Below are 20907 nucleotides of genomic sequence, written 5' to 3' on the forward strand. Positions count from 1 at the left end.
TCAGCTGCTCCTGGTCGCGTCTTGGGTGGCGAACGCCAACCGGTTCAGCGCTACCAGCGCCGCGGATGCCAGCGTGAACGCAGTACCGGGCTGCACATTGACCAGCTTCCTGGCGCGCTCCAACTTGTCCTCGACGTCATCTAGTTCGATCCTGTTGGGTGATTTGTCCTCGATGCTGACGTTGAGCATCCCCTGGTTGAGCAGATGCTCAGCCTCGTTGAGCAACTCGACGGCGCGCGTGACCATCGCGGGTGAGCGCAGCGGCGCTTCCCTATAGGTCCGGTCGGCCGCAACCAGACATTCCACGATGCGCTCGGTCATGTACCAGGAGGGCGCGGTCACCGGTTCTGTTGCGTCCGTGCCGAATACGGCACCTGGATCGTCCCACAGCCCGGTCGCCGGACCTTCCTGAATCATTCTCCGGTCGAGGTGGTCCATGATCGCCTTGGCCAACTCCATCAGCTGATCACGTGCGGTGATGTTGCCGGACAGTCGGGCCGCCTGCAGACTTCGCTTCAGCAACACCGCGGCGAAATCCGAGACCGCCCACGCCAATCTCGGACCGTTGTCGACCTCTTCACTGCCGCGCAGCACCATTCGAACGCCGGGGTCGTGCAGTTCGACAGCGGGATCAGCACTGGTCGCGCGCCGAAGAATCCGTCCGCGCCTGGCCAGCTCGTCGAAGATGTCGACAGCACGGGTGAGGTCGTCGTCGGATGCCGTGCGGGAGACGAGTTCCTGGATCAGCACCGCCGACACGATGAGACTGAAGTAGTCCGACTCCTCACCGTCGGATGTCCGCCAAGGAATGTCTTCCAATGGCCAACGGCCGGAACCGAACCGGGCGACCGTTGCCCAATAGCGCTGGGTCAGATCCCAGCGGATTCGCAACGCTTCGGCCAGTCGATACTGGTCGTCGTTGAAGAGGTCGAGTTCACGAGTGCGCTGCGAGAGGACGTCGTTGATGCCGTCCAACGCAATCACGGTGAAGTACAGATACGGCCGGGCTTCGGCGACACCATCACCCGTGGCGTTCGCCGCGGCGATGAATTCGACATTGTCCGCACCGGAGACGATTCCCCAGCTCCAGCCGCACTCGAACAACATTCCTTCGTCGTCTAGCGCGGCACCAGGTGCCTTGCCGAGCTTGACATCTGTGCGCAGCCTGGTCCGAACCCGCTCCAGACTCGTCGCGAACTCCTCGACCACGGCCCGCTCCGGCAGGTCCTGCTGATTGAACATCCTCAGCATGGCCTTGCCCTCATCCGAGGTCGGTGCCACGGCATTGACAACGAAGCTGCGCACCAGTCCGGTCATCGCCGCCGTCAAACGGGCGCTCAATTTCTCGGTAGCCGCTGTGACGCGGCCGATCTCGCCACGCCGTTCCGCGCGGATCCAATTCTCGAAGACCCGAAGAAAGCCGAGCCCCGCGATACAGAGCGTCACCGACATGGAGTATCCGTCCACCACTTCGATCTTCTGCTGATCGTCAGTCGGCGGTCGATCTGGTTCGGTGGACTGCAGATAGCTGCCTGCGTCGAAGAGCGGTTCACCGGTCGCCACGTCTGTGTTGCGATCCAGGTAATCCTCCATCACCTCGAGGACTTTCAGCCCGATCGCCTTCGGTCCGCCCAGCGGTGATAACACTCCCTTGACATCGTCGGACATGTCGTCGGGGCGGTCGAGCGTGAATCCAACGATCTCGGTGGCCGGATACAGCAAGCAGAGCAACTGTTCGGAGTCGCTGATCGAATTTGCACCACGAATACCGCCCCACTGCCAGGCACCGTCGTCGTAGCACGACCCGACCAGCGCACGCCAGATTTCCAGAATCTGTTTCCTGGGCTGAATCCTCATCTGCGGCCGACCTCATTCAGTCATCGAAGCCTGTGAGCCCATGGGAGGCCCCGCGGGCAATGCCCTGAATTTACCCCGATGAGATGCAAGTCGCCACCGAATCCGATTGCCCAGCACCACATCTCGATCTAGACGACCATCCGGATAGATCAGACATCACAGTGCAGATCGCACCGTATCCGCCGTTCTCGCCAACCCCGGGAATGCTTCAGGGGCACAACACAGGTGCATCGCATGTGCTGAGTTCGCCGTGAACTATCTAGCGGTCTTGTAGACCAGCACGTCGCGCGGTTCGTCATGGCCGAAGTACCGTTCGTCGTGCTCGCGCAGCACGAAACCGAAGTCCTTGAACAGCCTGTAGGCCGCGACGTTCTGTGGGTCGACCGTCAACCAGACCTCATCCACGTCACCCTTTTCCTGGCAGACCTCGACGCTGCGCCGCAGCAGGCCGTGGCCGTAACCGCACCCGCGCCGATCGGGCAAGACAGCCAGGCTGATCAGCCATGCCCTCGCGTATTCGCCCATGATGGTCATCGCGTAGCCGACGACCTTGTCCTCGTCGCCGCCGGATTCGACCGCGACGACGCAGCGGGAACTGTTCAAGTCCATGAACGCCCGCAGCTGATCTCTGACATCGAAATCAGAGGACGTGTACTCAGGATGTGTTCGACAGCGACCGGTGAGGCTGGGCCGGGGTGGTTTCCTCGTCAGAGCGCCAAACGGACCATGTCGGCGGTGCGGGCGAGGCCAGGGAAGGCTTCGGGGGTCGAGCGGGGATGCAGGGCGTGGACTGCCAATCGGAACATCAACGCGCGCAACAACATTTGGGGCCATTCGGGCAGGGTGGCCCAGCGGTCGAGGAGACCGTCGTCGCCACCGCCCCAGGCCAATGCGTCGACGACCACGACCCCCGCGGCCCACGTAGCGGGGCGCCAGTAGGGGGTGATGTCGGTGAGGCCGGGGGTGTGCGCGCCGGTGAACAGGACCGTGCCGAAGAGGTCGCCGTGGACGAGCTGGTCGGGGCCGCGGACCGGCTTGCGCAAGGTGGAGAGCTGGCCGATCAGTTCGAGGGAACGCTGGCCGTCGGGGGTGGCGGCGATGGGGACGCCGCCCGCGCGCAGGGTGCGCAGCGGGACCGATTCCCAGGCGGCGCGGTCGGCGGCGACGAAGACGTCCACGTCGACCCAGGGGGCGACGGGCGGCTGGACCAGGAAGCGGGGGCGTTCCAATTCCGCTGTCGCCTTGTGCAGGCGCAGCGAGACCGAGACGACCTCGTCGTGGCGGGGTTCGGGGGCGCCGTCGACGTAGGTGTCGGCGCGCCAACCGGAGACGACATAGCGACCGTCGGTGGCGCGGACGGGACGGGCCACGCGCAGACCGTCGACGGCGAGATGTTCCCGAACTTTCGCCGACCACGCGGCCCGCGCGTGATCGGCGACGGGGCTGAGTACCACGTCACCCATGCGCCAGCCACCGTCCCAGTCCCCTAGGGAAACCGGCGTCACTTCGCGAAGCCCGAATGTGGCTCGCACATGCTCGGGAGGTTCGACTGAGGTCACGGCCGTACCGTAACCCCGCGATCACCGGAGGTGCCCCAAGGCACGCTGTGATACTCCACTTTGCGACCTCACCGCAATCAGCGGCGAGGTCGCAAACCGGTGGCTATCGGGTCAGTAGACCGGAAGTGACGGATCGACCTGCTTGGCCCAGGCCACCACACCGCCCTGCAGATGCGTCGCGTCGGCGAAACCGGCGCGCTTCAACGCAGCCAGCGTCTCCGCCGAACGGATACCGGTCTTGCAGTACAGGACGACCGGCTTGTCCTGCGGCAGTTCGGCCAGCGCCTCGCCGGACAGGATGCGGTCCTTGGGAACCAGGGTCGCGCCCGCGATGCGGACGATGTCCCACTCCACCGGCTCGCGCACGTCGATCAACTCGACCTTGTCGGCGTCGAGCAGGTCCTTGAGTTCGGCGGCGGTGATGGTCGACCCGGCCGCGGCCGCGGTGCCCTCCTCCGACACCACACCGCAGAACGCGTCGTAGTCGATCAGTTCGGTGATCGGCTCGCGTTGCGGATCGCGGCGCAGCTTGATGGTGCGGTAGTTCATGTCGAGTGCGTCGTAGACCATCAGGCGGCCGAGCAGCGTCTCACCGATGCCGGTGATCAGCTTGATCGCCTCGGTCACCATCACCGAACCGATCGACGCGCACAGCACGCCGAGCACGCCACCCTCGGCGCAGGACGGGACCATGCCCGGCGGCGGGGCTTCCGGGTACAGGTCGCGGTAGTTGATGCCGCGGCCGTCGGGGGCGTCTTCCCAGAACACCGAGACCTGGCCCTCGAAGCGGTAGATCGAGCCCCACACGTAGGGCTTGCCCGCGAGGACAGCGGCGTCGTTGACGAGGTAGCGGGTGGCGAAGTTGTCGGTGCCGTCGACGATCAGGTCGTATTCGGCGAACAGTTCGACCGCGTTCTCGGGTTCCAGGCGGATCTTGTGCAGCCGCACGTCGATCCCGGAATTGATCTCCAGGATGGAATCGCGGGCGCTGTCGGCCTTGGGGCGGCCGATATCGGATTCGCCGTGGATGATCTGGCGCTGCAGGTTGGAGGCGTCGACCTCGTCGAACTCGACGATGCCGAGGGTGCCGACACCGGCGGCGGCCAGGTAGAGCAGGGCGGGCGAGCCGAGGCCGCCCGCGCCGATCACGAGGACCTTGGCGTTCTTCAGCCGCTTCTGACCGTCGACGCCGAGATCGGGGATGATCAGATGCCTGCTGTAGCGAGCGATCTCGTCCTTGGACAGTTCCGCCGCCGGCTCGACTAGCGGCGGCAAGGTCCCGTTGGAAGACACGTAAGAACTCCTGTGTTTTTGGCGGCTGCGAACCATTGGCCGTTCTGCTGACTACAACAAGACCCGCCGCGCTGTTCTTCCCGTCCATGTTCCCGCATGGGCGAGCCGACTAGCCGCGCGGGTACGGCCATGGGTTGAAGCGGCAGGTCTTGCCGTCGGCGGGGACGACACCGTGCGGGTCGAGTTGGGCGATGTCGTTGTTCCTGGTGCCGAAGGTCTGCTGCATCATGATCGGGGCGAGGCCGCCGTCGGTCTCGCACGGCTGATGGCCGTGGTACCCGATGGCGTGGCCGACCTCGTGGTTGATCTGGTACTGCCGGTAGGAGCCGATGTCGCCGTCGAAGGCCAGGGCGCCGCGCACCCAGCGGACCTCCGACAGCACCACGCGGTCGAGGTCGGCGTTGTAGCACGACGAGTCGATCGGGATCTCGAATCCGCAAGCGGCGCGGGTGCTTTCGCGCGAGGTGAGCGAGAGCCGGAAATCGGCCGGGCCCGCGTCGATGCGCTGGAAGCCGAACTTGGGATCGTTGGTCCAGCTCTTCGGGTTGGCCAGGGTGGTCTCCACCATCTTCGCCACCGCGGCGTCGCCACCGAACGGCGCGGTATCGATGCCGTCCTCGACCTCGACGGTGTAGCGGAACACGCGCTCGGTGCCCGCGCCGACCTGGGCGCTGGTGCCGGGCACCACATGCCAGGTGCCTGCCGCGCGCTCGACGTACTCGCCGCCCTCCGGCAGCGCTCCGAGGGGTAGATCGGCGGGGAACTTCCCGTCGCCGGGCGGTGCGCCGATGATGCCGGACTGCGCCACTTTGGGACTCAGCGCGCCGAAACCGGGATCGGTGGGCGCCGCGATCGGGCCGGTACGCAGGGCGTCGGCGACGACCAGCACGGTGATGGCGAGCAGCACCGGCAACGCGTACGCACGCCACCCGTAGGCGGAGACGAAGCGGCCGAGCGCGCTCTGCTTCTTCGCGTCCCGCGCCGGGCTGCGGGGGCGGCCGTTGTCGTGGTCGGTGGGGTCCCAGCGGGCGCGCAGCGGCTGACGGGATCGGTCGGCGGGCTGATAGAGCCCGAGCGGGTCGTAGACCTGCAGTTCGCGCCCTTCTGGCGCCGACGTCACAGAACCGGACTCGGTGGGTTGCGTGGAGCGAGCGACATCGGGCCCGCCGCCGGGTTGGTCGTCCGGTCGGTCGTTCACCTCATCAGATTCTCACAGTGCGCAAATCGGCCATGCGGGCGGCCGCAGGAGTTCGCACGGTTACGGCCCGGCGAACTCCACGGACTGGTACTACATTTCCAGGGCGAGACGCAGGGTGAACACCGTGCGAGTATCGTTCGTGGGATACCCGGACCGCACACCCTGGCGGCCGGGGAAGTCGACCAAGAGAGCCGAGATGACTGACCTCGTGGACCGCATGCCCTCGCGCCGATCGGTGCCGGAGACGGTCCCGGCCAAGCGCGGCACCCGACTACCCCGCGACGAGCGCCGCCAGCAGCTGCTGCTCGCCGCCAGCGAAGTATTCGTCCAGCGCGGTTACCACGCGGCGGGCATGGACGAGATCTCCCAGGTAGCCGGGGTCAGCAAGCCGGTGCTGTACCAGCACTTCGCCAGCAAGCTGGAGCTGTACCTGGCGGTACTGCAGAACTATGTCGACATCCTGGTGTCGAGCGTGCGCCAGGCGCTGCGCTCCACCACCGACAACAAGCAGCGCGTGCGGGCCGCGGTCGCGGCGTACTTCGATTTCGTCGACAACGAGATGCAGGGCTTCCGTCTGGTCTTCGAATCCGACCTCACCAGCGAACCGCAGGTGCAGCGCCGGGTCGAGCAGGCCACCGAGGCCTGTGTCGACGCGGTGTTCGATCTGGTCGCCCACGACTCCGGCCTCGATCCGTATCGCGCGCGGATACTTGCCGTCGGCCTCGTCGGTGCGAGCCAGTTCTCGGCCCGCTACTGGCTCGAAGCCGATCGCCCGGTCCCCAAGGACGAGGCCGTCGACACCACGGTGTCACTGGCATGGGGTGGCCTCAAGCACGTCCCGCTGACCGCCGCGCAGCGTGGGTACGCGCAGGATTTCTGAGCTACGAAAAATGCCCCGTCATCTCGACGATGACGGGGCATTTTCCGCGTTCGCGGCTCAGATGGTGGCGAAACCCACGCGACCGGTGGCCGGGGAACCGATTTCCACGTAGGCGACCTTCGCGGCCTGGATCAGGAACTTGCGGCCCTTCTCGTCGGTGAGCGACACGACGCCGGCGGAGCCGCTCAGCGCATCGGACACCAGCGCCTCGATCTCATCAGGGCTCTGCGCACTGTTGATGACGAGCTCTCGCGGGCTATCCGAAATACCGATCTTGACCTCCACGGCCAACCTCCGAACGTAAGAGTCCTGTGTTGTCAGGTCCCAGGCTAGTGCAGGCCGCCGACACCGGGGTCACTCCCCGCCTGCGCTCTGAGCGAACGGCTCAGGCCGGCTCGACCAGTTCGATCTCGAGTTCGATCTTCACGGTGTCCGACAGCATGCCCGGCATGGCTACGCCGACACCGAAATCGGTGCGCTTGATGGCGCCGGTGGCGGAGAAGCCGGCATGGCGGGTGCCGTCGGGGAAATCGGCGATGCCGCCCCATTCCACGTCGAGGGTCAGTGGCTGGGTGATGGCGCCGAGGGTCGCCTCACCGGTGACGGTGAAGGTCTCGCCGACCTGAACCGGTTGCGTCGCACGGAAACTCAGGGTCGGGCGGTTGGCGACGTCGAGGAAGTCGGCCTGGCGGATGTGGGCGTCGCGGTCGGCGTTGCCGGTGTCGAAGGAGTCGAGCTCGATGGTGGCGCCGAGGGTGACCGCGCCGGTCTCGTCGACGACGAATTCGGTCTCGAAGCGGGTGAAGCCGCCGCGGACCTTGGCGATGCCCAGGTGTCGAACGGTGAACGCGACCGAGGAGTGGGCGGCGTCGAGGGCCCAGGATCCGGTCTTCAGTGGCTGGGTCTGTGTCGAGGAGGTCATGACTCCACCCTGACCGGACTACGGTCCGTTAACCAGACCGCGGTTATCCTGGTCCCCGCAGGGCGTGGCTGAAATTCCCACGACCAGGGAGGATCGAGACATGGTAGGCACAGGTACGACGGACCATCCGGGTGCCCGTTCGGCGTTCGCGGAACTTCTCATCGCCCGTCGTGCCGAGTTGCGCCCGGAGGACGTGGGCCTGCCCGGCGGCGGCAGGCGCCGCACCCCCGGGCTGCGCCGGGAAGAAGTCGCGGTGCTGGCCGGTGTCAGCGCCGACTATCTGGCCCGCATCGAGCAGGGCCGCGACACCAACCCGTCCATGGCAGTGGTCGACGCGCTCGCCACCGCGTTGCGGTTCAACGACACCGAGCGCGCGCATTTCGGCTGGCTTGCCCTGACCACCGGCAGCGAATCACGCTGCCCGAGTACCGCTTTCGACCCGGTCCTCGATCAGGTACCCGCGGCGCTTCGCAGCGTGCTCGACGCACTCGCCCCCACCCCGGCCTTCGCCCTCGGTCCCCGCGCCAACGTGCTCGCCTGGAACAGTGCGTGGGCAGAGCTCGCCACCCCACTCGGCCTGCTCGACAACCCCGACATGGTCAACCTCGCCGTCTGGACCTTCCGCCACCCCCTGGCCCGGACCACGGTCACCGACTGGCCCCAATTCGCCGATCACCTGGCCGACCGGCTCGCCAGAACCCGCCTGCGCCGCCCCGACGACGAACGCATCGCCGGCGTCATCACCACCCTGTGCGAAGAACCCGAATTCGCCCGCCGCTGGCAACCCCACCGCCTGGCCGAAGACATCCCCACCCTCCTCGGCTTCGAACACCCGACCCGAGGCACCCTCACCTACACGGTGCAAACCCTCTCCGCGGACAAGGACCAGGAGGTAGTCATCTGGCTACCCCGCGAAACCGCCGCCCGCACACCGGAATTGCGCTTGGTGCCGGGGCGTGCGGTCGGGCTGTGACTACAGGCCGAGTTCGGCCATGCGGGCGGAGTGGCGTTCCTGCATGCGGTCGAACAGGGTGGCGATACCGTTGAGGTCGCCGGTGGCGGCGAGGACCAGTTCGGCCAGTTCGTCGCGCTGGGCCATCACGAACTGTGCCTGCGTGATCGCCTCGCCGAGCAGCCTGCGGCCCCACAGGGTAAGGCGGTCGCGTTGGGAGCGGCTGGCCGCCACCGCGCTGCGGACCTCGTCGACGACGAACTGCGAGTGGCCGGTTTCGGCGAGCACGTCGCGCACCACATCGGAAACCTCGGCAGGCAGCGCGCCCGCGATTTCGGTGTAGAAGTCGGCGGCAAGGCCGTCGGCGACGTAGAACTTCACCATCGACTCGAGCCAGGTCGAGGGGTCGGTGGAGGCGTGGTAGGAGTCCAGCGCGCCCTGGTACTGCGCCATCGCGGCCTCGGCGTCGGCACCGCGTGCGGTGAGCGCCGCTTCGAGGGTTTCGAAGTGCGCGAGTTCGGCGGCGGCCATCTTGGCGACCCCGATCCGGCCGCGCAGCGACGGCGCCTGCTTCGCCTCTTCGGCGAGCCGATAGAACGCGGACAGCTCGCCGTAGGCGAGGACCGCGAACAGCTCCGTCACCCCCGCGTGGTCCGCGGCGAGCGGTGAGGTCGAGAAGAATTCCGGCGCGGCAGAGGTCTGGGCTCCCATGACTGCCAAGAATAGTCCCGATCGATGATCAGTCGCGTTCGGCCAGGAATTTGTCCAGGTGGGCCCAGGTGGTTTCGCGGGCTTCGGGTCCGGTGAGAATGCCGAGGTGGCTGCCGGGCACGACCTCGTAGGTGACCGACGGCGAACCCGAGAGCGTGCGCAAACCGGCCTCGACGGCGGCCTTGGGGGTGATCACGTCGGACTTGCCGCCGATCAGCAGCACCGGCACGCGCACGTCGGCGAGGTGCACGGTGCGGTCGGCCAGTTCGAGCTTGCCCTTGCCGATGTCGTTGGCCAGCATTATCCGGCCCCACAGCTGGTTGTAGAAGCGGCCGGGGTAGCCGGGCATCGCCGCCTGGAAACGGTCGATCGATTCCATCTTGGCGAGAGTCTCGGTATTGGCGATATTCCGCGCGATGAACCCCGGACGCGCCAGTTCACGGTCGTAGGCGGCGAGCCGGTAGCCGAGTTTGGTGAGCGGTGCGGGAATGCCACCCGCAGCCCGGACGAGGGTGGTGGCGCCCCAACCGCCGGTGAGACTCGCCACGGCGCGCAGCTGCGGAATACCGAGCATCTTGTCGTAGTCCAGCGGCGGACCGACCCCGGTGACCGAGCGAATCGGCAGCTCCGGATTCGCGGCGGCGGTGAGCAGCGAGAACATGCCGCCGACGGACCAGCCGATCAGGTCGACGGGCGCACCGCCGCGATCGGCGCTCACCCGCAGGATCGCCTCGGGCAGGATGTCGGTGACCCAGTCCTCGAAGCCCATCCGGCGGTCAGCGAAGGAGATGTCGCCGTAGTCGACGAGGTAGGGAGCGCGACCGGTCTCCACCAGATAGCGGGCCAGGCTCTGATCACGGCGCAGGTCGAAGCAGGTGGCAGGCGCGGCCAGTGGCGGCACCAACAGCACCGCGGAATCGCTTGCGGCAGATTGGAATTCGGTGTCGTAGCGACGCAGCAGACGGTGCGGCTCGTCCCACAGCACGGTCGAGGGTGCCGGGTCGACGGGCTCGATGCCCGCGCCGAAGCTCAGCGCCCACGCGTTGCGCGCGGCAGTGGTGACGGTGTCGGTGATGCTCACGACAAGAAATGTCTCACACGCGGTACCGCCGGTACCAGTGAGCTCGATTACACCGGTGGACACGCGCGAAATCTGGCGCTCGTGAATTGCGCTGCGACACACCACTCGTGCCGAGGTAATCCCGTGGCGAGCCGGTATTCGCACGGCATTCACCTACGTCGAAATTCGGATTGCGCAGAATATCACGCTACAATCACCGTGGACAACGCTAGTTTCGACGCCCGGAGATACTCCGCGGCGCGGCACTCCACCGGCACACAGCGCGGGCGGACAGCGGCGATGTCCACAGACAGCAATGTCGAGAAAATGTGCGCGCAACGAATCCGCATCACCGCAGCGCCGCGCCGATGACACCGTCTCGACGGCCAGCATAATGCCTGGTCGGCGATGGTTATCCGGCGCCGGCCCGGTGAATATCACAGGCGGATATGTGGTCGTCGCGGGCCGACCGGCCCGCCCCACCTCGTGCGTGCGAGATGCAATGACGAGGAAGGCACGAACACTGAGCAAGATCACTGTCGAACAGGAACCCGGTTTGGCCGACACACTCCTGACGGCCGAACTGGACAACACCCACATCCCGCCGAGTTTCGCCGAATTGGGCGTGCGCGAAGAAATCGTGCGCGCGCTCGGCGAGATCGGGATCGAACGCACCTTCGCGATTCAGGAACTCACCCTGCCGCTGGCACTGGCCGGCGATGACCTCATCGGCCAGGCCCGCACCGGCATGGGCAAGACCTTCGGTTTCGGCGTGCCGCTGCTGCACCGCATCGCCACCGCCGACACCGGCACCACCCCGCTCGACGGCACCCCGCGCGCGCTGATCATCGTGCCGACGCGCGAACTGTGCATCCAGGTCACCAAGGACCTGGAGAACGCGAGCAAGTACCTGACCAACCACCAGGGTTCGCTGAAGGTCGCCGCCATCTACGGTGGCCGCCCCTACGACACCCAGATCGCCGCCCTGCGTGACGGGGTCGACGTGGTCGTCGGCACCCCCGGCCGCCTGCTGGATCTGGCGAACCAGAACCACCTGATCCTCGGCAAGATCGGCGTGCTCGTCCTCGACGAGGCCGACGAGATGCTCGACCTGGGCTTCCTGCCCGATATCGAGCGCATCCTGTCGATGGTGCCCGACAAGCGTCAGACGATGCTCTTCTCGGCCACCATGCCGGGCCCGATCATCACCCTGGCCCGCACCTTCCTGACCAAGCCGACGCACATCCGCGCCGAGCTGGCCAACGATTCCGCGGTGCACGATCGCACGGCGCAGTTCGTCTACCGCGCCCACGCGATGGACAAGGCCGAGCTGGTCGCGCGGGTGCTGCAGGCGGAGACCCGCGGCGCGACGATGATCTTCACCCGCACCAAGCGCACCGCGCAGAAGGTGGCCGACGATCTCGCCGAGCGTGGCTTCAATGTCGGCGCCGTGCATGGCGACCTGGGCCAGATCGCCCGGGAGAAGGCGCTGACCAAGTTCCGCAAGGGCACCATCGACGTGCTCGTCGCCACCGATGTCGCCGCGCGCGGTATCGACATCGACGACGTCACTCACGTCATCAACTACCAGTGCCCCGAGGACGAGAAGACCTACGTGCACCGGATCGGCCGCACCGGCCGCGCCGGCCGCACCGGTGTCGCGATCACCCTCATCGACTGGGACGAGCTGCACCGCTGGGAGTCGATCAACAAGGCACTCGGCCTGAACATGGCCGATCCCGCCGAGACCTACTCCCGCTCCCCCCACCTCTACAGCGACCTCGGCATCCCCGAGGGCATCACCGGCGTGATCCGCAAGCCCGCGGCCCCCACCCGTGACGACGACGCCGTAGTCGAGGAGCGCACCGAACGCCCCAAGTCCTCGCGCAGCCGTCGCCGCACCCGCGGTGGCACCCCCATCACCGAGGGCGCCGAGCCGGCCACCGAGTCAGCGGACAACGCCGGCGACGCGGCCGAAGGCGACAAGCCGGCCCGCCGCAGGCGCCGCCGCCGCAAGCCCGCCGAGGCAGGCGAAGCGGGGACCGATGCGGGAACCACGGAGTCGAGCGAAGCGTCCGATCCGGCTCCGGCCGACAACGATGGCGACGACACGGCCAAGCCCGCCCGCCGCAGGCGCCGCCGCAAGCCCGCGGAAGCCACCGCCGCCGACGCAGCGGCCACCGTGGACGCCTGACCTGGACACCGTGGGAGGGCAGCCCGCGCCGCCCTCCCACCACCCCATGGCGTACCCCTAACCGCACTCCCGACCACACCGCGCACCCCAAGTCCCATACACTCGCGGTCGTGCTCGCACCCGAACGGCGGACGCGCGCCGACATCTTCGTAGCAATCGCGATCGCCGTCACTCTCGTAGTGGCGGCGTTCGTCGTCTGGGCGCGCGCCGACGTCACCGGCACGGATTCGGTCACCGCGGCCTCCCCCGCCCCGACGATCACCGCGGCGACACAATTGCCCACCACCCTGCGCGAGCAGTGGCATGCCGCCGACGAGTCGAGCAGGCGGGCGCTCACCTCCGGCAATGTGGTGGTGACCGGGGACCACGGCACCGTGAGTGGGCGCGATCCGCTCACCGGTAATCAGCTGTGGTGGTATCGCCGGGACATGCCGTTGTGCGGGGTCGAGTCGCAGTTCGGCACCGTGATCGCCACCTATCGCGATCAGCGCGGGTGCAGTCAGTCGGTGATGCTCGAGTCCGATACCGGTGCGCGCCGGGTCGCGCGCAGCAGCTACATGGACGACGAAATCCGGGTCAGCGGTGACGGCACCTATCTGCTCGCGCTCGGCGAAGACCGGCTGGAGATGTGGCGCTCGGACCTGGTGCGCACCCTCGAGTACGGCTACGTCGATGCCCCGGTGAACCCGAATACCCAGCCGCGCACCGGATGTGAGCTGCGGTCGGCCGCGTCGAGTTCCTCGCGGCTCGCGGTACTCGAACGCTGCCCCGGCGACATGACCGACCGGCTGACCGTGCTCAATCCGGCGCCGAAGGAATCGACCGCCCCCGAGGAACACGGCTCACGGGTACTCACCGCACCGGGCGCCGACTCCCCTGACATGCGCGTAATCGCGGTGTCGGACAACAAGATCGCCGTCTACTATCCCCCGACCGAACCCACCGCCACCGGCCTCGGACTGCCCGCGCGGATCGCCGTGCACGACGGCACCGGCAACGAGATCGCGACCCACCAGCTCGCCGCCCCGTGGACCGAACGCACCACGGTGACCCGCCTCGGCTCGGCCATCTACGTCTTCACCGGCGACAGCCTGATTGCCTTGAGCTCCAGCACATTGCAGCCGGTCTGGACGGTTCGCGACGCACTCGGCACGCCCGCGCTGATGGCAGGCAGGCTGCTCGTCCCGGTCGCAGGTGGGCTACTCGCGGTGGACAGCGGCAACGGCGCCACCGTCGCCCGGATCCCGGTCGAACGCACGGACTACCGCGGCGACACCATCTCCACCGCCGTCCTGGGTAACACGGTCTTCGAACGCCGCGGCGGACAGCTCTACGCACTCGGCTGATCCCGCACTGCCATGATGGAGCCATGTCCACCCCCGATGCCCGCCTGGTCCTGCTCCGCCACGGCGAAACCGAGTGGTCGAGTCAGCGCAAGCACACCAGCTTCACCGACCTGCCGCTGACCGAGCAGGGCGAAGCCCAGGCCCTCGCGGCCGGGCTGGTGCTGAAATCTCTCGACCTGCGCGATCCGCTGGTGTTCACCAGTCCACGCCTGCGCGCCAGGCACACCGCCGAGTTGGCGGGGCTGTCCCCGATCCAGGTCGACGACGACCTGGTCGAGTGGAACTACGGCGAGTACGAGGGCATCACGACCACCCAGATCCGCGAAACCGTGCCCGGCTGGACCGTGTGGACCGCGCCCGTCCCCGGCGGCGAGACGGCCGAGCAGGTGGGTGCCAGGGCCGACCGGATCCTCGCCAGGGTCGAGCCGGAGCTGCCACAGCGCGACGTGATCCTCGTCGGTCACGGGCACTTCTCGCGAGTGTTGATCGCGCGCTGGGCGGAGTTCGAGGTGCGCGAGGGTCGCCGCTTCGCGATGTCCACCGGCGCGGTGAGCGTGCTCGGCTTCGACCACGACGCCCACTCCATCTGGGGTCACAACCTCACCACCCGCACCGAACCGATCGAAGGAGTCCAGCGATGAGCGCACTCGTCCGCCGTGCCACCCCCGCCGATGTGAGCGCGATGGTCGGGCTCGTCCACGATCTGGCCGCGTACGAGAAGGCACCCGACGAGTGCACGCTCACCCCGGAGCAGTTGCAGGCCTCGCTGTTCGGGCCGACACCCGCGCTCTTCGCCCATGTCGCCGAGAACGACGGTCAGGTGGTCGGTTGCGCGATCTGGTTCTTGAACTACTCGACCTGGGACGGCGTGCACGGCATCTACCTCGAGGACCTGTACGTACAGCCCGAGACCCGCGGCACCGGACTGGGACGCAAGCTCGTCGCGGCACTGGCCGCCGAGGCGGTCGAACACGGCTACAGCCGGGTGTCGTGGTCGGTGCTCACCTGGAACACACCGTCGATCGAGTTCTACCGATCCCTCGGTGCCGCATCGCAAGACGAGTGGATCGGTTATCGCCTCGCCGGCGCCGAACTGACAGCGCTGGCCGCGACCGCGAGCTGAGTCGAATGCGTATCGCGTTACCCCACGATTGGCCGCGGACTCCCGATGAGGCGATTGCGCTCCAGGACGAACTCCGCCCGTTGGTGTCCACGAAAAACCCTGTGCCGCCGCAATTTTCGACAGCAGCTGGAATCGATTCGGCGTACGCCGAAGACGGCACTGTCGCGACCGCCGCGGTAATTGTCGACATCGCCACCATGCGAACAGTGGAATCTGCTGTCGCACACGGAATTTCGGAATTCCCTTATGTGCCGGGACTGCTCGCGTTCCGGGAGTTGCCCGCAACTGTCAGCGCATTGGAAAAGCTCACTGTCACACCGGATCTGCTCGTGTGCGATGCACAGGGATTGGCGCATCCCCGGCGTTTCGGATTGGCGTGTCACGTCGGGTTGCTCATCGGAATCCCGACCATCGGTGTCGCCAAATCGGTGTGGGGCGAATACTCCGAACCCGGCCCGCGTCGCGGTGATACCAGCGACGTCACCATCGACGGCGAGGTCGTCGGCCGAGCGCTACGCACGCGCGACGAGGTGAAGCCGCTGTTCGTCTCGGTCGGCCACCTCATCGACCTCGACACCGCCTGCGCCCAGGTCCTTGCCCTCACTCAGGGTTTCCGGCAGCCGGAGACCACCCGCAGGGCCGACCACCTGTGCCGCGCGGCCCTGCGCGCGGCAACGGCCTGACTACGCATCGTCGGCGGGGATTTCGTAGTCCTGAGCCATGAAGCGGCTGGTGGCCGGGGCGAACAACGCGGCCAGTCCGGCGACCGCGACGAGCCCGAGCAAACTCCCCCACAGCGGCTGATGCGAGTCCGTGAGCAACGACCAAGCGACCGGCAGCAACAGCAGGTTCGCGATCACCGCGATGGCCCGGCCCCAGCGTTTGCCGCGCAGCAACCCGATGCCAGCGGCGAGCACCCCGCCGAACAGCACCCCGAACCAGATCGCGGTGCCCACCCCGCTGGCCTCGGACTGATCGTGCCCGGTCAGCGCCCGCACGATCAGCACGATCGCGGTCACCACCCCGGCCAGCCCCTCGAGCGAAACCAGCCAACCGGCGGCCCGCACCGTCATCGGGATACCGGTCGGCACCTTCGCGTTCTCGAAGGACCGGTCGTCGTCTGTCACGTCCTGCTCTGCCACGTGCCCCAGCCTACGACGACGTGTCGTGGTCGGCGGCGCGCGCCGGTTGTTCGCCCACGCGCATTACCCTGAGGCATTGTGCGGACGCTGCTCATTGTCAATCCCAATGCCACCTCGACGACCCCGGCCACCCGGGATCTGCTCGCGCACGCCTTGGAGAGCCGAACGCAGCTGACCGTTGCGCACACCCAGCATCGCGGCCACGCGGCCGAACTGGCCCAGTGGGCATCGACCCAGGAAATGGACCTGATCGTCGTGCACGGTGGCGATGGGACGGTCAACGAGACCATCAACGGCTTCCTGCCGGTGCCACAGGTCGGCGACGACCAGGTCTGGCGCCCGCGCCTCGGGATCATCCCCGGCGGCTCGGCGAACGTGTTCGCCCGCGCGCTCGGCATCTCCCCCGATCCGGTGACAGCAACCAACCAGCTCATCGATCTGCTGGCCCGCGACGCCGACCGCCGGATCGGGCTCGGCCTCGCCGACGACCGGTGGTTCACCTTCAGCGCCGGCGTCGGTCTCGACGCCGATGTGTGCGAGGCGATCGACGCCGCCCGCGCGAAGGGTCGCAAGGCAACGCCCGCGCGCTATCTGCGCACCACGGTGCGGCAGTTCTTCCGGGCCAAGCGCCAGGATCCGACCGTCGCTGTCGAGGTCCCAGGACGAGATCCGGTCGAGTCGGTCTATTACGCCTTCGTCACGAATTCGAGTCCGTGGACCTATCTGGAGGACCGCCCGATTCGCACGAATCCCACCACCACCTTCGAATCGGGCCTCGGGGTGTTCGCGGTGCGGTCGATGAGTGTGACGCGCACCCTGTTGCTTGCCCGGCAGTTGCTGGCCGAGAATGGAAACCCGAAGTCGCCCATGCTTTTCCGCGCCGACGACGTTCCTTCGGCGCGAATCGAGACGGCCGAGGAGATCGGCCTGCAAATCGATGGCGACTTCATCGGAAAACGCAAGATGGTGCATTTCACATCCGTACCCAGCGTGCTCGACGTGGTGGCCCCCAAGCCGTCCTGAGCACCGAACTCGGAGAAAAATCTCCTGGTTGCGCTGCGAAAACCTGGCGACGCGAGTACAAAGGACCGGGCAGGTTCCCCTTGTGGGGGCCCAGAGCGTGATCTCCCCCACGGTGCGCCGGAGACCTATTGACATCTACGGTGATCGTGAAAGCATTCACAAGCAACCGTGCGGAAACATTCGAGTCGCACAAGTGAACGATCCACTAACTACCGGCGCCCTTTGTGGCGCCCTCGCAAAGGAGCAGAGGAATGGACTGGCGCCACAAGGCCATCTGTCGCGATGAGGACCCCGAACTGTTCTTCCCGGTGGGTAACAGTGGTCCTGCGCTCGCGCAGATTGCCGATGCCAAGCTGGTCTGCGCCCGCTGCCCCGTCACGGCCGATTGCCTGTCATGGGCCCTGAAGTCCGGACAGGATGCCGGCGTGTGGGGTGGAATGAGCGAAGACGAGCGTCGCGCGCTCAAGCGGCGCAACGCGCGCACCCGTACGCGTACCACCGTCTAAGTCGACGGACTGGCGTTGCCGGGCCATCAGCCCCGGCCCGGTAACGCATGTGTGAGAACCCGGCACCTTCGCGGTGCCGGGTTTATTGTTGCCCACCTGGGCTTTTCAGCTGATTCAGCGCCCGGAACGACGTCCGAGCGGAACCCGTAGCACCGCGTCCGTGCCCACATCGGCACCAGGATGCAAACCGATCGAACCGCCGAGTTCCGACGTCACCAGGGTGCGCACGATCTGCAATCCCAACCGGTCGGAACCTTCCAGACTGAACCCTGACGGCAGGCCACGGCCGTCGTCGGAGATGATCACGTCGAGCCAGCGTGCCGAACGTTCCGAGCGAATCGTCACGGTACCGTTCTCGCCCGCGTCGAAGGCGTGCTCGATCGCGTTCTGCACCAGTTCGGTCAAGACCATCACCAGCGGCGTCGCCCGTTCCGCGGAGAACACACCGAGCGACCCGGCGCGGCGCACCTTGATCCGCGCGGTGTGCACGGTGGCCACATCCGCCATGATCGGCAGCAGCCGGTCGATGACCTCGTCGAGGTCGACTTCCTCGTCCACCGACATCGACAACATCTCGTGCACCGAGGCGATCGAGGTGACCCGGCGCACCGATTCCGTCAGTGCCACTTGGGCTTCCGGATTCTCGGTGCGGCGAGCCTGCAACCGCAGCAGGGCCGCCACGGTCTGCAGATTGTTCTTCACCCGGTGGTGGATCTCACGGATCGTGGCGTCCTTGCTCAGCAACGCGCGATCGCGCCGCTTCACCTCGGTGACATCGCGCACCAGCACCGCGGGCCCGGCCAGTTCGCCGCCCGGACGCAGCACGAGCGTGCGCAACAGCACTGTCGCTCCGCGTGCCTCTACTTCCATCCGGCGCCCGGTGCGCCCGGCCAGCGCGGCCTGGATATCGGCCACCACTTCCTGCGCGTCGAACGGATCGGTGATCAGCGAACGGGTGGTCACCGCGAGATCCTGGCCGACGAGATCGGCCTGCATCCCCATCCGGTGATAGGCCGAGAGCGCGTTCGGGCTCGCGTAGACGACGATGCCCTCGGTGTCGAGACGAATGAAACCGTCGCCCGCGCGTGGGCTGGAGTGCGTGGCCGCCCGATCTTCGGGGGTCGGGAAGCTGCCGTCGGCGATCATCTGGCACAGATCGTCGGCGCACGACACATAGGCCGTCTCGAGCGTGCTGCGCACCCGCGAGCGCGCGAGGTCGGAATCGCGGCTCAGCACGGCGATCACGTCATCGCCGCAGCGCACCGGAATCGCTTCGCGCACGGCGTGCACCGGACTCGGGTGATAGACCCCGCTCACCTCCACCTCGGCATCGGTGCGCGCGGTGTCACCGCTGAGCAGGGCATCGAAGACCTGCGGGAAATCGGTGCGCGAGGCGGTGGTGCCCACCTTGTCCTCGAGATGCACGGTGGGTGCGGTCGTCGGCCTGATCTGGGCCACGCACACCACATCGGATCCGTCGACGACCGGGCCCGCGCCCACCCACAGCAGCAGATCCGAGAACGAGAGATCGGCGAGCAACTGCCAATCGCCCACCACCCGTTGCAGATGGTCCACGGCGATGCCGGGGAGGTCGGTGTGTTCGGCCAGGAGCTCGCTCAGTGTTGCCACGCTGGATCTACCGCTTCGTTGCTCGGGTTACGCGATGGTGGCGATGAGGTCGCCCGCCTGCAGGACCTGGCCCGGCGCGACGTCGACAGAGGTGACGTCGCCCTCGACCTCGGTGAGCACCGGGATCTCCATCTTCATCGATTCGAGCAGCACCAGTGTCTGGTCTACCTGGACGTGTTCGCCCACGGTGACCTCGACAGCGAGCACGGTCGAGACCATCTCCGCGCGCACTTCTTCAGGCATGGCACCCCTTCGCTAGTATCCGCCGGAGCTACAGCCAACCACACGTGAAACAATGGCTCTCGACCAGACATAGAAGGGAGCTCCCATGGGTAAGCGTGGACGTAAGAAGCGCAGCCGCAAGGGCAACGCCGCGAACCACGGCAAGCGTCCTAACGCTTGAGTCGTGCCGCTGCGCACAGACGACAACAGCACGCTCTCGATAGCTACTGAGAGCGTGCTGTTTCCGTATCCGGGGGGCTGATCAGCCTTCGGTGGTCTCGATCCTGGTCACCGTGATCGACCGATGGATCTCCAGTTTCAGCCGGTCGCGCAGCCCTTCGGGCGCGTGCTCACCGCCGCATTTGCGGCTGAGCAGACCTTTGATCTTCTCCTCGATGCCGTAAGCCTCGATGCAGGGGCTGCAGTGATCCATGTGCTGTTGCAGCCGCTCGCGGGTGGCGTTGTCGCACTCGTTGTCGAGCATGAGCCACACATCCGCGAGGACCGCGGTGCAGTCCATGTCGAGATCGGGATCGTCACTCACTTGACTACCTCCTGGCGTTCCCCACGGTCGAATCCACGTTCGCGCGCCACGTCGGCGAGCAGGCCCTTGAGCTGCTTGCGTCCGCGGTGCAGCCGAGACATCACGGTACCGATGGGGGTGCCCATGATGTCGGCGATTTCCTTGTACGGGAAGCCCTCGACGTCGGCGTAGTACACCGCCATCCGGAATTCCTCCGGCAGCTGCTGCAGCGCGGACTTGATCTGGTCGTCGGGCAGCGCGTCCAGCGCCTCCACCTCGGCCGAACGCAGGCCGACCGAGGAGTGCTCGGCGGTGGCCGCCAGCTGCCAGTCGGTGATCTCGTCGGTCGGGTACTGCGCCGGCTGACGTTGCTTCTTGCGGTAGGAGTTGATGTAGGTGTTGGTCAGGATCCGGTACAGCCAGGCACGCAGATTGGTGCCTTCCCGGAAGGACTTGAACCCCTGGAACGCCTTCACGAACGTCTCCTGCACCAGGTCCTCGGCGTCGGCCGGGTTCCTGGTCATGCGCAGGGCGGCGCCGTAGAGCTGGTCGATCATCGGGAGCGCATCGCGCTCGAACCGGGCCGCCAGCTCGGCTTCGTCGACTTCCGTGCCGGACGCACTGTCGGACACCACGTCGTCGTCGCTCGTCACACCAATCCCTTCGATCGCCGTAGTAACCGAATCTACCGGCACGACGGAATCGATCGGCAATCGCGCACCCAGTGGCAGGACAGGACGCTCCTCGAGCAGCAGTGTCACTATCTC

24 protein-coding genes are annotated in these 20907 nt (G+C 66.9%); 10 read left to right on the top strand and 14 right to left on the bottom strand.

Going from position 1 to position 20907, the window contains the following annotated elements; genetic code table 11:
• From ACQHI0_RS21950 to ACQHI0_RS21970, 5 genes are all read right to left on the bottom strand, one after another.
• Complete coding sequence (locus tag ACQHI0_RS21950; protein WP_427903721.1) at positions 1-1857, bottom strand: SCO2524 family protein; 1857 nt, start codon at positions 1855-1857, stop codon at positions 1-3.
• Between the two features lie 255 nt (positions 1858-2112).
• On the bottom strand, positions 2113-2655 hold the full coding sequence (locus ACQHI0_RS21955; RefSeq protein WP_427909251.1) for a GNAT family N-acetyltransferase: 543 nt from the start codon (positions 2653-2655) through the stop codon (positions 2113-2115).
• Positions 2565-3416 carry a TIGR02569 family protein gene (locus tag ACQHI0_RS21960; RefSeq protein WP_427903722.1) on the bottom strand — a complete coding sequence of 284 codons (852 nt, stop codon included), beginning with the start codon at positions 3414-3416 and terminating at the stop codon, positions 2565-2567. The genes ACQHI0_RS21955 and ACQHI0_RS21960 overlap by 91 nt, the downstream gene beginning before the upstream one ends.
• A gap of 111 nt (positions 3417-3527) precedes the next feature.
• Positions 3528-4709, bottom strand: a complete 1182-nt coding sequence (moeZ, locus tag ACQHI0_RS21965; protein ID WP_427903723.1) for an adenylyltransferase/sulfurtransferase MoeZ — start codon at positions 4707-4709, stop codon at positions 3528-3530.
• A gap of 109 nt (positions 4710-4818) precedes the next feature.
• Positions 4819-5907 carry a DUF3152 domain-containing protein gene (locus tag ACQHI0_RS21970; RefSeq protein ID WP_427903724.1) on the bottom strand — a complete coding sequence of 363 codons (1089 nt, stop codon included), beginning with the start codon at positions 5905-5907 and terminating at the stop codon, positions 4819-4821.
• A 196-nt stretch (positions 5908-6103) separates the two neighbouring features.
• Between ACQHI0_RS21970 and ACQHI0_RS21975 the strand changes: the two genes are divergently transcribed.
• On the top strand, positions 6104-6787 hold the full coding sequence (locus ACQHI0_RS21975; RefSeq protein ID WP_427903725.1) for a TetR/AcrR family transcriptional regulator: 684 nt from the start codon (positions 6104-6106) through the stop codon (positions 6785-6787).
• 57 nt (positions 6788-6844) lie between these two features.
• On the opposite strand, the gene ACQHI0_RS21980 is transcribed toward ACQHI0_RS21975, so the two are convergent.
• Together ACQHI0_RS21980 and ACQHI0_RS21985 are read right to left on the bottom strand one after the other, a co-directional pair.
• Entirely contained in the window at positions 6845-7072 is a 228-nt protein-coding gene (locus ACQHI0_RS21980) for a DUF3107 domain-containing protein (RefSeq protein ID WP_427903726.1), read from the bottom strand.
• A gap of 100 nt (positions 7073-7172) precedes the next feature.
• The gene (locus ACQHI0_RS21985; protein WP_427903727.1) at positions 7173-7709 is read right to left on the bottom strand and encodes a YceI family protein; all 537 of its coding nucleotides are present in this window, start codon (positions 7707-7709) and stop codon (positions 7173-7175) included.
• A gap of 100 nt (positions 7710-7809) precedes the next feature.
• Between ACQHI0_RS21985 and ACQHI0_RS21990 the strand changes: the two genes are divergently transcribed.
• The gene (locus ACQHI0_RS21990; RefSeq protein WP_427903728.1) at positions 7810-8682 is read left to right on the top strand and encodes a helix-turn-helix transcriptional regulator; all 873 of its coding nucleotides are present in this window, start codon (positions 7810-7812) and stop codon (positions 8680-8682) included.
• Here the strand turns inward: ACQHI0_RS21990 and ACQHI0_RS21995 are convergent, their stop codons facing one another.
• Positions 8683-9372, bottom strand: coding sequence for a ferritin-like fold-containing protein (locus ACQHI0_RS21995; RefSeq protein WP_427903729.1), 690 nt, complete (start codon positions 9370-9372; stop codon positions 8683-8685).
• 28 nt (positions 9373-9400) lie between these two features.
• A complete protein-coding gene (locus tag ACQHI0_RS22000; protein ID WP_427903730.1) occupies positions 9401-10453 on the bottom strand; it encodes an alpha/beta fold hydrolase in 1053 nt (350 codons plus the stop codon).
• Positions 10454-10934: 481 nt separating this feature from the next.
• On the opposite strand from ACQHI0_RS22000, the gene ACQHI0_RS22005 reads away from it, so the two are divergent.
• The 5 genes from ACQHI0_RS22005 (at position 10935) to ACQHI0_RS22025 (ending at position 15778) form a co-directional block, all read left to right on the top strand.
• On the top strand, positions 10935-12626 hold the full coding sequence (locus ACQHI0_RS22005) for a DEAD/DEAH box helicase (RefSeq protein ID WP_427903731.1): 1692 nt from the start codon (positions 10935-10937) through the stop codon (positions 12624-12626).
• Between the two features lie 110 nt (positions 12627-12736).
• A complete protein-coding gene (locus tag ACQHI0_RS22010) occupies positions 12737-13972 on the top strand; it encodes a hypothetical protein (protein WP_427903732.1) in 1236 nt (411 codons plus the stop codon).
• A 23-nt stretch (positions 13973-13995) separates the two neighbouring features.
• Positions 13996-14613, top strand: a complete 618-nt coding sequence (locus ACQHI0_RS22015; RefSeq protein WP_427903733.1) for an acid phosphatase — start codon at positions 13996-13998, stop codon at positions 14611-14613.
• Positions 14610-15095, top strand: coding sequence for an N-acetyltransferase family protein (locus ACQHI0_RS22020; RefSeq protein WP_427903734.1), 486 nt, complete (start codon positions 14610-14612; stop codon positions 15093-15095). Before ACQHI0_RS22015 ends, ACQHI0_RS22020 begins: the two co-directional genes overlap by 4 nt.
• A 5-nt stretch (positions 15096-15100) precedes the next feature.
• The gene (locus ACQHI0_RS22025) at positions 15101-15778 is read left to right on the top strand and encodes an endonuclease V (RefSeq protein WP_427903735.1); all 678 of its coding nucleotides are present in this window, start codon (positions 15101-15103) and stop codon (positions 15776-15778) included.
• Here ACQHI0_RS22025 and ACQHI0_RS22030 read toward each other — a convergent pair whose 3' ends face one another.
• Positions 15779-16168 (bottom strand): hypothetical protein, encoded by a 390-nt coding sequence (locus ACQHI0_RS22030; protein ID WP_427909252.1) that lies wholly within the window; start codon positions 16166-16168, stop codon positions 15779-15781. It abuts the gene before it with no gap.
• 147 nt (positions 16169-16315) lie between these two features.
• On the opposite strand from ACQHI0_RS22030, the gene ACQHI0_RS22035 reads away from it, so the two are divergent.
• Both ACQHI0_RS22035 and ACQHI0_RS22040 read left to right on the top strand, forming a co-directional pair.
• Positions 16316-17260, top strand: a complete 945-nt coding sequence (locus ACQHI0_RS22035; protein WP_427903736.1) for a diacylglycerol/lipid kinase family protein — start codon at positions 16316-16318, stop codon at positions 17258-17260.
• A gap of 251 nt (positions 17261-17511) precedes the next feature.
• The gene (locus ACQHI0_RS22040) at positions 17512-17766 is read left to right on the top strand and encodes a WhiB family transcriptional regulator (protein ID WP_266292507.1); all 255 of its coding nucleotides are present in this window, start codon (positions 17512-17514) and stop codon (positions 17764-17766) included.
• A gap of 114 nt (positions 17767-17880) precedes the next feature.
• Here the strand turns inward: ACQHI0_RS22040 and ACQHI0_RS22045 are convergent, their stop codons facing one another.
• Positions 17881-19395: a sensor histidine kinase gene (locus ACQHI0_RS22045; protein WP_427903737.1), complete on the bottom strand. Its 1515-nt coding sequence runs from the start codon at positions 19393-19395 to the stop codon at positions 17881-17883.
• A 27-nt stretch (positions 19396-19422) separates the two neighbouring features.
• The gene (locus ACQHI0_RS22050; RefSeq protein ID WP_387222929.1) at positions 19423-19638 is read right to left on the bottom strand and encodes a biotin/lipoyl-binding carrier protein; all 216 of its coding nucleotides are present in this window, start codon (positions 19636-19638) and stop codon (positions 19423-19425) included.
• Positions 19639-19723: 85 nt separating this feature from the next.
• Between ACQHI0_RS22050 and ACQHI0_RS22055 the strand changes: the two genes are divergently transcribed.
• A complete protein-coding gene (locus ACQHI0_RS22055) occupies positions 19724-19798 on the top strand; it encodes a 50S ribosomal protein bL37 (RefSeq protein WP_022597109.1) in 75 nt (24 codons plus the stop codon).
• Positions 19799-19879: 81 nt separating this feature from the next.
• Here the strand turns inward: ACQHI0_RS22055 and rsrA are convergent, their stop codons facing one another.
• Positions 19880-20137 carry a mycothiol system anti-sigma-R factor gene (rsrA, locus tag ACQHI0_RS22060; RefSeq protein WP_427909253.1) on the bottom strand — a complete coding sequence of 86 codons (258 nt, stop codon included), beginning with the start codon at positions 20135-20137 and terminating at the stop codon, positions 19880-19882.
• A gap of 20 nt (positions 20138-20157) precedes the next feature.
• Entirely contained in the window at positions 20158-20865 is a 708-nt protein-coding gene (locus tag ACQHI0_RS22065) for a sigma-70 family RNA polymerase sigma factor (RefSeq protein ID WP_427909254.1), read from the bottom strand.
• Positions 20866-20907 lie beyond the last annotated feature (42 nt).

Source organism: Nocardia sp. FBN12, assembly GCF_050320175.1.
In the GTDB taxonomy this organism is placed as follows: Bacteria; Actinomycetota; Actinomycetes; order Mycobacteriales; family Mycobacteriaceae; genus Nocardia.